Here is a 15,311-nt window from a genome sequence, read left to right on the forward strand (position 1 = left end):
CTCGAAGAGCAGTCCCTCGCCCAAGTACTCGAGGGCCACGTGGGGGACCGACGTGCAGACCTCGGTTCGCTCCCAGTAGGTGTAGACGACGAGCGTATCGATCGATCGATCGAGGACCTGCACCTCACAATCCGCCCCGCAGTGGTCCTTGACGAGACAGTCCGCAAAGTAGTCGGCCGTCTCGTAGGCCCGTTCGAGTTCGGCGAGCGCCGCGTCGGGTCCGCTCGCGAGGTCGACTCGCCAGAGGCTATCGGCGCTGACGTGACACGACAGCGAGCGGACCGACATCTCGGGGTAGTCCGCGAGCACGTCGGCGACCGGGTTCGTTCCTGGTTCGTACTCCAGTGCGAAGACGAACTCTCTCATTGTCGGTACTAGGGGTTCACGCGACAAATGGTTTCCCGCTCGATGGCGTACCGAGCGGTATGGGACAACCGGCAGCAGCACGGATCAGAACGGAACTCCGCGAGTTCTGGGAGTTCTACCGCGGCTATACGAAGACGGCGATCCACGCAGCCACTGCGGCCGGACTCACGATCTTCGGACTGCTCATCTTCATCGACCCCTGGTTTGCCGCGATCGCGATCGCCTGTTACGTCGTTCCGCCGGTCACGTTGTACCTGCTGAAGGTGAACTCGATTTGGGAGGCGGGTGACAGCGAGCGCGACCGTCGCGGTGTGAAAGAATCACGGCGGGATCGGGTTCCCGAGACCGACACCGACGCCGGTTCAGCCGAACCGGAGACGGCGCTGATACACCCGCCGTCCGGAAGCGATGCGACTGCTGGTTCGGCTTCCGGGGACGGTGATACAGATACAGATACAGATACAGATTCGGACTCGGATTCGGACGACGGTGACACCGACACCGACACCGATTCCGGGGGCAATGGCGACACGGACAGCAATACTGACGATGGCGACACCGACTCGGACACGGATACCGACGACGGGGATACCGATTCGGATTCGGACAGCGACGGATAATGCCGTCGCACGCCCGTGAGGCGAACATCCGGAGCGACCAGCGATAGAACGCGATTCGTTCAACACGAGCCGGACGACGGTGGAACCGCCACTGTCGATTACTCAACGCGATAGTCTGCTCCGCCCGGAGTCGAGAACGAACCGCTTTTGCCGCGATTGCCCCAATCCACGCCATGGACCGACTCCTCGCATCGCTTGATGACGCGCCGATCATCGACAAAGACGGCTACGAGTACCTCGTCCACCCGATCAGCAACGGCGTTCCGGTGCTTGACCCCGCGCTGTTGCGGGAGGTCGTCGTCGAAGTCATGCAAACTGCCGACCTGAACGTCGACAAGATCGTCGCCCCCGAAGCGATGGGAATCCACCTCGCAACCGCAGTGTCGCTACAGACCGACATTCCGCTCGTCGTGATCCGCAAGCGAGAGTACGGCCTCGAGGGCGAGGTATCGCTCCACCAGGAGACGGGCTACTCGGAGTCGGAGATGTACATCAACGACGTCGAACCCGGCGACCGCGTCGTCATCATCGACGACATGCTCTCGACCGGCGGCACCCTGGCGGCCATCTGTACGGCGCTCGACGATATCGGGGCCGAAATCGCCGACATCGTCGTCGTCATGCGAAAGGTCGGCCCGTCCGCCCTCGACGAGACGCCGTTCGAGGCGACGAGCCTCATCGACATCACGGTCGAGGACGGGGAGGTTACCGTTCACTCATCGCACTGCTGAACTCGGCTTCGAGAGCGAACGGCTCCCTTACCATTCGATTTCCGACAGTTCCGTCGAGTAGCTATCCTACTCCTTGTCGCGCCAAGATACGCATGTTTATGGGTAAAAGTACTGTTGAGGAGGCGTGGTCTGAGCGTATATACGAGACTTTTTACCTCTCGATTGCAAGCTGATTCCTAGAGATGTCGAACGAACCCGGGGATGGCATTCAGCTCGAGTACGGACTCGACGAGAAACCACCGTTGCCGAAGTCGATCCTGCTGGGACTCCAGCACGTCGCGGTCATGATCGTGCCGGCGACGGCGGTGGCGTACATCGTCGCGGGCAGCGTCGGACTGAGCGGTGCCGATACGGCCTACATCGTCCAGATGGTGCTGTTGTTTTCCGGCCTGGCGACGATCGTCCAAGCCTACACGGTCGGCCCCGTCGGCGCGAAACTGCCGATCGTTATGGGAACGAGCTTTACGTTCCTCGGCGCGATGACGACGATCGGTGCCGACTTCGGTATGGCCGCGGTGTTCGGTGCGATCCTCGTTACCGGCTTCACCGTCGAAGGGCTCATCGGCTGGCAGTTCAGCCGCATCAAACCCTTCTTCCCGCCGCTCGTCACCGGTCTCGTCGTCGTCATCATCGGACTGTATCTGATCCCAACGGGAATGGACTACGCCGCCGGCGGCACCGCCGCCCACGAAGCCGGCGAGTTCGGCGCGCTTCACCACATCGGCCTGGCCGCGCTCGTTCTGGCCATCGCCGTCGGACTCAACATGTTGACGCGCGGAATCACCCGGCTCCTGAGCATCCTCGTCGCGATCACGGTCGGCTACGTCGCCGCGGTCGCGGTCGGCCTCGTCGACTTCTCGCCGATCGGGACAGCCGCGTGGATCGCCGTTCCGTCACCCACTCGCTTCGGATTCGAGTTCGAACCGATCGCGATCCTCGTCTTCGCCTTTCTCTTTCTCGTCTCCGCGATGGAGACCGTCGGCGACATGTCCGGCGTGACCGCTGCCGAAGGGCGAAACCCCGACACCCGCGAGTTCCGCGGGGCCCTCTTTACCGACGGTCTGCTGAGTTCGCTCGGCTCCGTCTTCGCCACCTTCCCCGTCACCTCGTTCTCCCAGAACGTCGGCATTATCACCTTTACGGGCGTGATGAGCCGCCACGTCGTCGGCATCAGCGGCGTCATCCTCGCGGTGCTCGGTCTCAGTCCGAAAATCGGTGCCGTCGTCACGACCATCCCGAGCGCCGTCTTCGGCGGTGCCACCCTGCTGATGGTCGGCATGGTCGCCGCCAGCGGCTTCCGATTGATCGTCCTGCACACTGAACTCGACCGGCGGAACATGGTCATCGTGGCCGTCTCGCTCGGTCTGGGCCTCGGCATCGCGACGACCCCGGAAGCGATCAGCGGCCTCCCGAATGCGGCCCAGACGTTCTTCGGCGAGCCGGTGATCCTGACCGCGCTGTCGGCGCTCGTTCTCAACACGTTCGTTCCCGGGGAACAGAGTCCGCTGTTCGATGCCGAGGGTGCAACTCCCGTGGACGACAACCCAAACCCTGCTCCCAGTTCCAGCGACGACTAGCGTCTCTCACGAAGACGGCTCCTTCTACATCCTCGCCCCGGATCGCCTCGAGAAGAAGTTTCGTGCGCGGTCGGTAATTCGAGAGATATCATGAATATTATACTATGGGCGAGGTGATGGGGCCCTATATTGTGCGGGATCATCTGTCGGTGAGCGAGCGGTTTGGAGAACCTGAGCGATACCGTTCACCAAGCGCTGCGCGTAGCGCTCGGGCCGACGACTGGCCCGGAAGCCGCGTTTACGCGGCTGAGGGAGGAGGAGTACTTTTCATCAAAGCTAAGCGGGATCGAAGATCCCGCGAGGTACGAAAGAGCGTTCCACTCGTTCGATATTTTGCCGAGTGCGGCCGCGAAGCGACCGCACGCTGAGCAAATGTTTGGTTCTAGAAGCCCTTGCCGAGCATCTCGCGCGCGATGACGTTCTTCTGAATTTCGGAGGTGCCCTCGTAGATCTGGGTGATCTTGGCGTCGCGGTAGAACCGCTCGACCGGGAAGTCGTTGACGTAGCCGGCACCGCCGTGGATCTGGACGGCTTCGTCAGCGGCCTCGACGGCGATTCGGGAGGCGTACTCCTTGGCCATCGAGGCGAGTTTGGTGATGTCGTTGCCCTGGTCGACGTTCCAGGCCGCCTTGTAGGTCAGGTTGCGGGCCGCCTCGGTGTTCGTCGCCATCTCGGCGAGTTTGTGCTGGATAGCCTGGAACTCCGAGATCGACTGGCCGAACTGCTCGCGGTCCTGGGCGTACTCGAGTGCAGCGCGGGTGGCACCCTTGGCGATGCCGACGCCCTGTGCGGCGACGGCGGTGCGGGTCTCGTCGAAGAACTGCATCTGCTGCATGAACGCGGCGTCTTTGGTGCCGATGAGGTTCTCCTCGGGGACGCGCACGTCGTCGAAGACGAGTTCAGCCGTGTCCGAGGCGCGGATGCCCAGTTTGCCGGTGATCTTCTCGGCGGAGAAGCCGTCCCGGTCGGATTCGACGACGATCTGGCTGAAGCCGTTGTAGCGGCCCTGTGCGTCGGGGTTGGTCTTACAGAGGACGACGAAGAAGTCGCCGACGGTCCCGTTGGTGATCCACATCTTGTTGCCGTTGATCACCCACTCGTCGCCGTCCTTCTCGGCGCGGGTCGAGACGGAGGACACGTCGGAGCCGGTGTCGGGCTCGGAGATCGCAGCGCCGGAGATTTTCTCGCCGAGCGCGACGGGTTCGAGGAAGCGCTCCTTCTGGTCGTCGGTTCCGAAGTTCATGATTGCCTCGCAACCGAAGGAGGTCGAGATGATCGACAGCGCGATTCCAGGGTCGTAGGAGAACAGTTCCTCGGTGATGATCGCGGTGTCGAGGATGGAGTAGCCGGCACCGCCGTAGTCGATCGGGATGTACGAGCCGGTCAGGCCCATTTCGGCGGCCTCGTCGATGACGTCGTGGGGGTACTTCTCCTGTTCGTCGTACTCCTCGGCGATGGGGACGATTTCGTTTTCGGCGAACCGCTGTACCTCTTCGCGGATCTGCTCCTGTTCTTCGGTGAGACCGAATTCCATGGTCAATCGTTATTATCCGAGCGATAAAGAGCTTTGTAACCGGCTATAAACGCAAAGAAAGTTTCTAACCCGGAAGAGGGAAACGTTCAAACGGGTGCCCATTGCATGATTATTCATGGAACTGGAAGACATCAACACCGTCGCAGTTCTCGGCGCGGGGAACATGGGACACGGCATCGCGGAGGTCGCCGCGATGGCGGGCTACGAGGTCGCACTTCGCGACATCAAAGACGAGTTCGTCCAGAACGGCTACGAGCAGATCGAGTGGTCGCTGAACAAGCTCGCGGAGAAAGACCAGCTCAGCCAGGACGACGCCGATGCCGCCCTCGAACGCGTCACGCCGCTGGTCGACGTCGAGGAGGCCGTCGGCAATGCGGATGTTATCATCGAGGCCGTCCCGGAGAAGATGGAGATCAAGAAGGACGTCTACGGCGAGGTCGAGGAACACGCACCCGACCGCGCCATCTTCGCGACGAACACCTCGAGTCTCTCCATTACCGAACTCGCGGACGTGACGGAGCGTCCCGAGCAGTTCTGCGGGATGCACTTTTTCAACCCGCCGGTCCGGATGCAACTCGTCGAGGTCATCTCCGGCGCGGAAAGTGCCGAAGACACTCTCGATGTGATCGAGGAACTCGCCGAAGACTTCGGCAAGACGCCGGTCCGCGTCCACAAGGACTCGCCCGGCTTCATCGTCAACCGCATCCTCGTCCCCCTGATGAACGAGGCCAGCTGGCTCGTCAGCGAGGACGAGACGACCATCGCCGAGGTTGACTCGACCACGAAGTACGACATGGGTCTGCCGATGGGGAGCTTCGAACTCGGCGACCAGGTCGGCAACGACGTGAGCTACCACGTCCTCGAATACATGCACGAGGTGCTCGGCGACGCCTACGAGCCGGCTCCGCTCCTCGAGACGAAAGTCGAAAACGAAGAACTCGGCAAGAAAACCGGCAAGGGCTTCTACGACTACGAGGACGGCAACGGCGTCGATATCCCGACCGACGAACAGTCCGAGTTCGTCAAAGAACGGCTGCTCGCGACGATGGCCAACGAGGCGGCGAAGCTGATCGGTAACGATGTCGCCCCGCCGGAGTCCATCGACGAGGCCGTCCAGCTCGGTGCCGGCTTCCCCGACGGCCCGGTCAAACTCGTCGACGAGTTCGGTCTCGAACCGCTCCTCGAAACGCTCGAGGACGCCTACGACGAGACCGGTCACGAGCGCTACGCGCCGGCCGACTACCTCGCGGAGCGCGCGGAAGCCGGTGGCTTCTACGAGTCCGCTGACGACGAGGCCGGCGTCGACTTCGACGCCATCCACGTCGAGTACCCCGGCGACATGGTCGGACACATCGTCCTCGACCGCCCGCACCGCATGAACACCATCAGCGACGACCTGCTGGCCGAACTCTCCGAGGCCATCGACCTGCTCGAGGACGACGAGGAGGTCCGCGCGCTGCTCATCACCGGCGCGGGCGAGAAGGCCTTCTCGGCCGGTGCCGACGTGCAGAGCATGGCCGCCGGCGGTGCCGACCCCATCGGCGCGGTCGAACTCTCGAAGAAAGGCCAGTCGACGTTCGGCAAGCTCGAAGCCTGCGACATGCCGGTCGTGGCCGCTATCGACGGCTACTGTCTCGGCGGCGGCATGGAACTGGCCACCTGCGCGGATCTACGCGTCGCAAGCGACCGCTCCGAGTTCGGCCAGCCCGAACTCGATCTCGGTCTGCTCCCCGGCTGGGGCGGTACCCAGCGCTTGAAACACATCGTCGGCGAGGGCCGCGCAAAGGAGATCATCCTCACCGCCGAGCGCTACGAGGCCGCGACGATGGAAGAGTTCGGCTTCGTCAACGAACTCGTCGGCAACGACGAACTCGTGGACGCGGCGCTCGACCTGGCGACCGACCTCGCCGGCGGGCCGCCGATCGCACAGAAGTTCACCAAGCGCGCGATGCTCGCGGGTCGCGACGACACCGAGGCGGGTCTCGAGTACGAATCCTCCGCGTTCGGCCACCTGATGGCGACGGACGACCTGATGGAGGGCATCACGGCGTTCATGGGCGACGGTGAGCCGGAGTTCGAGGGGAAGTGAGGCCGACCGTCGAAAGACGAACACAGCGAGTCTTTCGGTAGCGAACCGGCGTTCGAAGGGCAGTAGAAGACGACGGTGTCCGACTGAGAGCGACAAGAAACGCTCTCGCGTGTCTCTTGCGGTTCTTGAACGCTTGCGATTTCGGCGCGTTCGATCCGATCACAGCGTGTGGCGGGCGTCTCGAGTCGAACTGCGAGCTTCTGTTCGGTGCAGTCGTTCGAGCGCTGCTGTCTGCTTGCATTCATCTCCCGTCGCCCGCGACACGTTGGACACCCGTTCTAGACGGATGGTCGCGCAGTCGCGCAGTCCCACCGTTCGTTTGGCGTTGTTGACGACTCCGATCACGAACTCGATCGTCCGGCCACCGTCACGAACTCGAACCGTGCGCCGCCGGCCTCGCTCTCTGTCGCGGTAACGCGCCAGTCGTGGCCCGCCGCGACCTCGCGGACGACCCAGAGTCCGATACCGAGGCCGTCCGCGTCGGTCGACACCGAGGGATCGAAGAGTTCAGCGGCGGCGGCGAACTCGTCGGGAAGGCCAGCCCCGTCGTCCACGACGAAGAAGCCGCACGGGTCGTCCGCTTCCAGTTCCCCGCCGGTGCCGTTCTCGATCTCGTCCGCTCCGAGCGAACACGCGCCGCACTCGAGTGTGCCGACCCGGACGGTCAGTTCGTGCTCGGACTCGTCGCCGTCGCAGCCGTGTTCGATCGCGTTCCGAAACAGGTTCTCGAAGACGCGCAACAGTCGGGAGCGATCGGCTGTGAGCGTCATCGTATCCACGATCGAGAGCATCGCCCCGCCGGTCGAGACGTGGTTCCAGGCCTCCGTCGCAGCCGATTCGAGATCGACGCGCGTTGTTTCACTCGCCCACGCGCCGTCGCGAGCGATCGCCAGCACGTCGTCGATAATTGCCTCCATGCGATCGAGACTGCGCCGAGCCGTCGGAAGGTGCTCGAGCGACTCCGTCTCTGCGACGAGTTCGAGATAGCCCTGGGCGATGCCGAGGGGGTTGCGCAGGTCGTGGCTGACGATGCGGGCGAACGCGTCGAGGCGCTCGTTCTGCTCGCGAAGGCGGCGCTCGTTTCGCTTTCGCTCGGTAACGTCTCGGACGACGCCGACGCAGCCGCTGAACTCGTCGTCGTGGACGAGGACGGTGAGTTGGACTTCGCAGGGAATCCGGGTCCCGGACTTCGTTTCGAGCGGGGCCTCGATCGTTGTCGAACGGTCGTTGCTTCGAAGCAGCGAGCCGATCGCCGTTTCGGCACGGTCGATGGTCGACTCGTCGAAGAGCAAGTCGGCGTGTTCGCCGAGCAGTCCCTCGCGCGTGTAGCCGGTCATCTCGACGATCGCGTCGTTGATCGTCATGATGTGGCCGGCCGCATCGAGGACGTAAATGCCGTCCCCTGCTGTCTCGACGAGGCGTTCGTACCGGTGCAGGGTCTGCTCTTGCTGTTCGAGCTGGCCGCGGATCGCGATCGTTTCGAGGACGTGCGAGGCCACCTCGGCGACCGACCGAATCGTCCCGCGTTCGGCCGCCGACAGCGCCGTGTCCGCGTACACCACGAGCACGCCGTAGCGCTCCTCAGACGTTGCAAGGGGCGAAACTGCCACCGCCTGCACGTCGCGTTCGCGGGCACGATCGGCAAACGGAATCGGCCGCGTGGAGTCGGTACTGGCGGTCTGTAAGGTCTGCGTGTACAGCGCGCGTTCGAGCAACGGATTCGCACCGTTGCCGACTCGAAACGTCCGGTGTGTCGGCCAACTGGTCGCATCGGGGTCCGTGATCCAGGGCACGACCGACTGCTCACCGCGGTCGTACTCGCCAACCCAGGCGAATACGAACGCATCGCTCGCCGTAAACGTCGTGCGAAGCACCTGCTCGACGGTTCGCGGCGACGTCGCATCGGCCAACTCACACCGGATCGTCTCGACGAGTTCAGGACGGCGATCTGCGGTTGAACTCGGGGTGATACTGTCGAGAATCAGCTGTGCGAGATCCGTTGCGGGAGCCGTCGCCGGGTTGGATGCGGAAAGTTCGGTGAGAACCGGCGTCGTCTCGCCGCCGTCCGCATCCCAGTAGCCGAATATCGAGAGATCCGGCGCGACGGATTCGAGGGTGCTGCGGACGGCCGGAACGTCCGAAATCGTTCCCGCATCGATGACGACGGCGTCGACCGGGTCCCGTTCGAGACGGTCGATAGCTACAGCAGGCTCCCGTGCAACGGCGACGCTAACGGGTGCATCCGTCAGTGCGAGCGTCAGCGTTGCTCGCGTCGACCGATCGCGACTTATACAGAGGATCTGTCGACGGCTCATAGCGGAGGGGGTGTGACGCGGTTCTGTCTCGGTGTCATCGTCGTCATCTCTATTGTCGGCACTATGATCGTCGCCGGCGTCGGCAGCGTCACCAGTAAGTGTCCAACGGGAACCATCACACGACTGCACTCGTGTGAGAACTAATTGTTCTTTCTACATATCTGCCGTCTCGGTTGTAAGAACCGCACGCAGTGGGTGCCGAAGTGATGGAGGCGGGAAGCGGAGCTACCGACTACACTCACCCGGCAAAACCGGAGAGGGGCCACTCGCTGTCATCATCGTCGTCCTGGATACTCGGTGCGCTCACGAGGACAAACGCGCTTTCGTCGTCACCGTTTTGGATCTGGCGCGTCGACGTTGGCGGGATCCAGAGTGCATCGCCGGTTTCCATCGCGACCGGTTCGTCGTCGACGACGACTGTCGCTTCGCCTTCGATGAGGACGTAGACTTCCTCGTGGTCGTTGTCAGTGTGGTCGTGTGGCTTGCTTTTCCAGCCCGGATCACAGCGGGCAACCGTTACGCCGACCTGTTCCGTTTCGAGCGGATCGCTCAGGAAGTGCATCGCACTCGACACCTGCTCGACTTCCTCGTAGTTCACTTTCCGATAGGACATGGCTGTGCCTTGGTGTGGACGACAGTAAAGTTACGCGTTCATCCACCCTGACCGATCAGGTCGAACCCGTCGACCGGCGCGACCGCACCCTCGACCGGCAGGTGCACGCGCCATTCACAACTCGACCGAACAACATGGGTCCACCCCCGCCGGGGGACCGATCACCTGATTGTCCCGGTTCGACGCGCATCACCGCCGTATCCCCGTCAGTGCGCCCGTCTATCACACTGGTATACCGGAGCCAACAGCTATATAGCCACCCAGCTATAGGTGCCAGCAAAGCGGTGCACGACGTGATCCTGACACCAACACGTTCGGATCGACTCCTGGTCGCCGTCTCGCTCGCCCTGTTCGGCGTCGCGGGCGCTTTGAGCGCCTCCGTCGACGAACTCGGCCCAACGCTTGGCGCGACGACACTCGCCATTGCGGGCGTCTACACGCTCGCCAAGTACGCAAACAGCGTTTCTCGACGCACGCTTGCTTCCCTTGCACTCGTCCTCTGGACCGGATTCCTCGCCGTCGCTACCCTGCACGTCATCGGGCTCCAGACGATCGGTGCCGCCGTTCCCGGTCCGACCGCCGTGCTCGTCATCGCGGTCACCGCGGCGACGTGGGCACTGCTCCTGACTGCCTGCTCGACGACCGCGTTCCTCGGGTTCCGCGAGTACGGGACAACCGTCAGTACCGAGACCCTCGACGAGCAAAGCATCGAGAGCGAGCCGTCCGACTACTCGACGCGATAGCTCACCGCGATTCCCTCGCCGAGGGGCACGACGACCGTCTCGAACGACGGGTCTTCTCGAACGCGCTCTAGATACGCCGCGATTCCGCGCGTATGCTCGTTGCTTTCATCCCCAGTGTTTGCATGCTCTTTCTCACCCTCTGCCGTCGCCTCAACCATCTCCAGCAGCGCCTCGAACTCGATACTGCTGGCCGAAATTGCATTATCCGCAATGACGACGCCACCGACCGGAACCTTCGAGCGGACGGCCTCGAACGCCGCTTCGTACCGATTCTTCTCGAGGTCGAGCAACACCACGTCGAACGGCCCCTCGTATCGCTCGACCGTCTCCAGTGCGTCGCCGAGTTCATATCGCGCAACGTCGTCGTATCTACCAGCAGTCATATACTCGCGGGCCTGCTCGAGTTCAGCCTCGTCGACTTCGGTGAGGACGATTTCGCCGTCAGCAGAGAGTGCCTCGGCGAACCAGTACGCGGAGTAGCCGTAGCCCGAGCCGAACTCGAAGATGCGCTCGGCGTCGGTGAGACGGGCGACGAACCGGAGGAACGCGCCGACCTCGGGACCAACGTGGGGAAAGCCCTCCTCGCGGGCGAACTCGTCCATCTCGGCGAGCGTGTCGTCGGGGTCGGGACCGGCTGCACGAACGAAGCGACTGAGCTCGGTTGTGAGTACGTCAACCATGGCTAGTGGTACGGGAGCGAGAATATCAAGTTCGGGGGACGATGCCACGCCGTGCGGTCACCCCTGTGAACCGTTCCGGAACCGAGATTCGGGGGCGACTCTCAGCCGACCGTGGCGGGGACGAGCAACACCAGCACCTTCGCGTACAGGACCATGAACAGGAGGGCGAAGGGGTAGGTGTTGCCGTAGGCGGCACCGACCTCGTCGGCGTCGGTAGCGTCGATCGCCGCGGCGAGGCCTTTCGTGTCGGTGTGGCCGCCGCAGATACCGCCGGCGGCCGTGATCCAGTCCTGGCCCCAGAGCCGTCGCGTGACGGCCAGTCCGACGAGAATCGCGGCGAGGCTCGTCAGCGCCGATGCCAGGACGATCTGAACGCCGTACTCGGCGACCGTTTGAACGAGCCCGCTGCCGGCCTCGATACCGACCGTTGCGAGGAACAGGCCGAGCGTGAGCGAGCGGAGTTCCGAGAGGATCGTCCGGTCCATCCGCAGCGTGATCGGCCCGAGCTCGCCGACGTAGCCGAGCACCAGCGCGGCGATGATGACGCCGCCGGTCGTTCCGAGCGTCGGCGCGCCGAGCGGACCGAGCGGCAGCGGGATCGACCCGAGCACGACGCCGAGTGCGAGCACGAGTCCGAATCCGACGAGGCTGAACGGTACCCGCTCGATCGACGAGCCGTCGGTATTCGACTCCGTTTCGCCGACATCGGCTTCGTACTGTCGACGCTCCGTATCCATCTCGAGGCCGGCGAATCGAGGATAGAGTTGCTGAAAGAGGACGATGAGGACGGCACCGACAACGTAGCCGATCGAGTGGCCGATCTGGTATGACGCCTGTGCGCTACCGGACAGACCGTCAAGGGCGGACGCGAGACCGGGGCTGCTCGTCAGCGCGCCGGTGAACGCACCCATGAGCAACGGCGTATTCGTCTCGGGGAACAGGACCGTCGCCGAGATGGCGGTAACCGCGAAACCCGATGCGGTCATGACGGCCGCGAGGACGACGAAGTACGGGCCGTAGGTCCGGATAACGCCGGAAATATCCTCGGCGGCGATCAACCCGACGCAGGCGACGAACAGCGCGAGTGCGAGGCCGGAGTACGACGGCGGGACCGTCAGTCCGAGGTGACCGAGCACCAATCCCGCAAAGAGCGGGCCGGCGACCCCGAACGAGACGCCTCGAACGGTGACGCGCCCGACCGCCATGCCGACGACGAGCGCCAGAAAGACGACGAAAATTCCGTTACCGAGCACGTCGCTCACGACGGACACGGCCGCTCACCTCCCTCGAGTGCCGTCGCGTTCGTCCGACCGATACCGAGAACGTTCCGCCGATACAGCGATAATACCTGTCTGATGGGTAGTAGCACCTCCTAAGCGGCGCTTCTCTCGTTCCGGCCGGTCGAGCGTCGCGGAGCGATGCCCGGCCGTGCCACTCAAAAATTACTACCCAACGAGTAAGGTCTCATCGATATGGAGAGAATGTCCGTATCGTCAATTATGATAGCCACTACTGCGGATTAGACGCTCTGAATTGCCTCTCCCACACTCACAGCGGGTGTAGGATCAACGAATTTCGCTTTCAGTGCAGCGCAGTAGAGCCGTCAGTTCGTCTCTGCTTCCGCCGTCTCCTCGCGCTCACGAAGCTTGAACTTCTGGACCTTCCCCGTCGTCGTCCGCGGGAGTTCCTCGACGAACTCGATTTCGCGCGGGTGCTTGTACTCCGCCAGATTAGTCAGGCAGTACTCTCGGAGTTCATCGTCCGTCACGTCGGCGTCGGGCGTCGGCACGACGAATGCCTTGACCGTCTCCCCCCGTCGATCGTCCGGAATGCCGGCGACCGCGGCGTCAGCAACGGCCTCGTGTTCGAACAGCAATTCCTCGACTTCGCGCGGATAGACGTTGTACCCGCCCGTGACGATCATGTGCTTCTCGCGGTCGACGACGTAGAAGAAGCCGTCTTCGTCGTGGTAGCCCACGTCGCCGGTGTGGAACCACGTCGTGCCCGCTGCCTCGGTGAAGGCCTTCTCGTTCGCCTCGGGCAGGCCGTAGTAGCCTTTCATCACGTTCGGCCCGGAGACGACGATTTCGCCGATGATCTCGGTTAAGTCCGCTTCGTCCTCGTCGACTGGCCCTTCCTCGACGGGCGAGACATCCTCGAACTCGTCATTGACGACCTTCGAGTCGACGCCGGGGACGGTCTTGCCGATGCTACCGACGCGCCGCCCGTCGATCGGACTGTTGAAGTGCGTGATCGGGCTGGTCTCGGTGAGCCCGTATCCCTCGTAGACCATCGGTTCGTAGCGGTCTTCGAACTGCCGGAGGACTTCGGTCGGAATGCCGGACCCGCCGACGCCGCACAGCCGGACCGAGGAGAAATCGAACTCGTCGGCGTTGGGCTGGTTGATCACGTCGTTGTACATCGCCGGCACGCCGTGGAAGACCGTGAGTTCCTCGCTCTCGACGAGCGAGACGGCGTCCTGGGCGTCCCAGTCGGCCATCGGGTAGTAGGCCGCACCGTTGAACAACGCGGCGTTCATCGTGACGGTCATCCCGTAGATGTGAAACAGCGGTAGAACGCCGAGTTGCCTGTCGTCGGACCGAATTCCGTCCGGAACGAGTTTCGCCGCCGCCGTCGCATTCGAGGCGAGATTTTCGTGCGTTAGCTGGACGCCTTTCGGCTGACCCGTCGTCCCCGACGTGTACGGCTGGACCGCCACGTCGTCGTCGGCGCGGTCGACGATATCGGGTTCACCGCGCTCGAGGAACGCCTCGAACGTCGTCGCACCCTCGGCTTCGCCGTCAATACTGACGACGTGTTCGACGCTCGTCTCGTCCTGGACCGCCGTGACGAACGGGACGAGATCGGAGAGCGTGACGACCACCCTGGCCTCGCTGTCGCCGAGTAAGTGGCTGATCTCCCGTGACTTGTACTGCGGGTTCATCGGTACGACGACACCACCGGCACGGAGCGTCCCGTGGAAGGCGATCAGAAACGGCGGGACGTTCGGCAGATAGAGCGCAATACGGTCGTCCACCCCGATCCCCCGCTCGTTGAGCGCGGTCGCGAACGCACCAGTCTGTGCCCAGAACTCGTCGTAACTGGTTTCTTCCCCCCGGAATCCGATCGCGGTGTTGTCCCCGTGCTCCTCGACGGCTGCCGCGACATTCGTGACAAGGTTTGCCATTGCTCACGCAAACTGTTGTCGCACTGTGTGAAAAACATTTACATTGTTTATACTATATTGAGTCATCCTTACCAGACCGACGAGTTCAGCGCCGGCGCTGAACTCGAGAGCAAGCGGGTGAGACAGACACTGAACGCGGCCGTCTCGGTGGCCCAGATGGGAGTCGAGCCTATTTACGTTCGTGCGCCAAACGTCCGAGCGATGTACGATCACGTCCTCATTCCGACGGACGGGAGCGATGGAACTCGGCGGTCGATCACGCACGGATTAGCCATCGCCGACCAGTTCGACGCAACGGTTCACGCACTCTCGGTCGTCCCGGAAGGCCCGTTTGGAACGTTCGAGAGCGAGGCCGCAACCGAGGCCGCCCGGCGCGCCGTCGACCGGGTCGCAATGGAAACGAGGGCCGCCGATCTCGAAACCGTTACCACCGTCGCACAGGGTGTCCCTCACGAGGAGATCCTCGCCTACGCGGACGACAACGAGATCGATCTCATCGTCATGGGGACCCAGGGGCGGACCGGCCTCGACCGCGTCCTCGTCGGGAGCGTCACCGAACGCGTCGTCCGCATGGCCGACGTGCCGGTCGTCACCGTCCGACTGACGGACGACATCCGAATCACCGACGCCGAGGAGGCGCGTGAACTCGCGCACGAACAGGCCGAACAGGAGGGGTACGAGGACGTAACGAGTGTCAGCGAGCCACATCGAACCAGCGCCTCCTGGATCGTTCCGCTCGAAGCGAACGGCCACTCGATGCAAGTCCACATCGACGCGGTATCCGGCGAGGGTCGAATTGCAGACCGAACTCGCGACGAGGACCGATAAGAATCGATGCGGCGGTGTCTCCGTGCTG

The 15,311-nt window shown here is 63.2% G+C and carries 13 protein-coding genes and 1 pseudogene; 7 read left to right on the forward strand and 7 right to left on the reverse strand.

From position 1 onward, the window contains the following. Window positions 1-366 (reverse strand): annotated as a pseudogene (locus C484_RS20865) (helix-turn-helix domain-containing protein); the annotation flags it as partial. Window positions 367-425: 59 nt separating this feature from the next. Between C484_RS20865 and C484_RS20870 the strand changes: the two are divergent. From C484_RS20870 to C484_RS20880, 3 genes are all read left to right on the forward strand, one after another. Then, complete coding sequence (locus C484_RS20870) at window positions 426-986, forward strand: hypothetical protein (protein ID WP_006827847.1); 561 nt, start codon at window positions 426-428, stop codon at window positions 984-986. Between the two features lie 173 nt (window positions 987-1,159). Then, entirely contained in the window at window positions 1,160-1,717 is a 558-nt protein-coding gene (gene hpt, locus C484_RS20875; RefSeq protein ID WP_006827848.1) for a hypoxanthine/guanine phosphoribosyltransferase, read from the forward strand. Between the two features lie 182 nt (window positions 1,718-1,899). Next, on the forward strand, window positions 1,900-3,294 hold the full coding sequence (locus tag C484_RS20880; RefSeq protein ID WP_006827849.1) for a uracil-xanthine permease family protein: 1,395 nt from the start codon (window positions 1,900-1,902) through the stop codon (window positions 3,292-3,294). Window positions 3,295-3,676: 382 nt separating this feature from the next. Here C484_RS20880 and C484_RS20885 read toward each other — a convergent pair whose 3' ends face one another. Beyond that, window positions 3,677-4,828, reverse strand: a complete 1,152-nt coding sequence (locus C484_RS20885; protein WP_006827850.1) for an acyl-CoA dehydrogenase family protein — start codon at window positions 4,826-4,828, stop codon at window positions 3,677-3,679. Window positions 4,829-4,943: 115 nt separating this feature from the next. Here C484_RS20885 and C484_RS20890 point away from each other — a divergent pair, with 115 nt between their 5' ends. Then, the gene (locus C484_RS20890; RefSeq protein ID WP_006827851.1) at window positions 4,944-6,917 is read left to right on the forward strand and encodes a 3-hydroxyacyl-CoA dehydrogenase/enoyl-CoA hydratase family protein; all 1,974 of its coding nucleotides are present in this window, start codon (window positions 4,944-4,946) and stop codon (window positions 6,915-6,917) included. Between the two features lie 341 nt (window positions 6,918-7,258). Here the strand turns inward: C484_RS20890 and C484_RS20895 are convergent, their stop codons facing one another. Continuing rightward, window positions 7,259-9,232 carry a PAS domain S-box protein gene (locus C484_RS20895; protein ID WP_006827852.1) on the reverse strand — a complete coding sequence of 658 codons (1,974 nt, stop codon included), beginning with the start codon at window positions 9,230-9,232 and terminating at the stop codon, window positions 7,259-7,261. 12 nt (window positions 9,233-9,244) lie between these two features. Between C484_RS20895 and C484_RS24710 the strand changes: the two genes are divergently transcribed. After that, a complete protein-coding gene (locus tag C484_RS24710) occupies window positions 9,245-9,376 on the forward strand; it encodes a hypothetical protein (protein ID WP_006827853.1) in 132 nt (43 codons plus the stop codon). 94 nt (window positions 9,377-9,470) lie between these two features. Here C484_RS24710 and C484_RS20900 read toward each other — a convergent pair whose 3' ends face one another. Next, window positions 9,471-9,845, reverse strand: a complete 375-nt coding sequence (locus tag C484_RS20900) for a cupin domain-containing protein (RefSeq protein WP_006664138.1) — start codon at window positions 9,843-9,845, stop codon at window positions 9,471-9,473. A gap of 284 nt (window positions 9,846-10,129) precedes the next feature. Between C484_RS20900 and C484_RS20905 the strand changes: the two genes are divergently transcribed. After that, complete coding sequence (locus C484_RS20905) at window positions 10,130-10,588, forward strand: hypothetical protein (protein ID WP_006827854.1); 459 nt, start codon at window positions 10,130-10,132, stop codon at window positions 10,586-10,588. On the opposite strand, the gene C484_RS20910 is transcribed toward C484_RS20905, so the two are convergent. From C484_RS20910 to C484_RS20920, 3 genes are all read right to left on the reverse strand, one after another. Then, window positions 10,573-11,268 (reverse strand): O-methyltransferase, encoded by a 696-nt coding sequence (locus C484_RS20910; protein ID WP_006827855.1) that lies wholly within the window; start codon window positions 11,266-11,268, stop codon window positions 10,573-10,575. The genes C484_RS20905 and C484_RS20910 overlap by 16 nt on opposite strands. 101 nt (window positions 11,269-11,369) lie before the next feature. Beyond that, window positions 11,370-12,539 carry an aspartate-alanine antiporter-like transporter gene (locus tag C484_RS20915; RefSeq protein WP_006827856.1) on the reverse strand — a complete coding sequence of 390 codons (1,170 nt, stop codon included), beginning with the start codon at window positions 12,537-12,539 and terminating at the stop codon, window positions 11,370-11,372. Window positions 12,540-12,871: 332 nt separating this feature from the next. After that, entirely contained in the window at window positions 12,872-14,455 is a 1,584-nt protein-coding gene (locus tag C484_RS20920) for a long-chain-fatty-acid--CoA ligase (protein ID WP_006827857.1), read from the reverse strand. Between the two features lie 201 nt (window positions 14,456-14,656). Between C484_RS20920 and C484_RS20925 the strand changes: the two genes are divergently transcribed. Next, window positions 14,657-15,283, forward strand: a complete 627-nt coding sequence (locus C484_RS20925; protein ID WP_049915844.1) for a universal stress protein — start codon at window positions 14,657-14,659, stop codon at window positions 15,281-15,283. Window positions 15,284-15,311 lie beyond the last annotated feature (28 nt).

Source organism: Natrialba taiwanensis DSM 12281 (genome assembly GCF_000337595.1).
Classification (GTDB): domain Archaea; phylum Halobacteriota; class Halobacteria; order Halobacteriales; family Natrialbaceae; genus Natrialba; species Natrialba taiwanensis.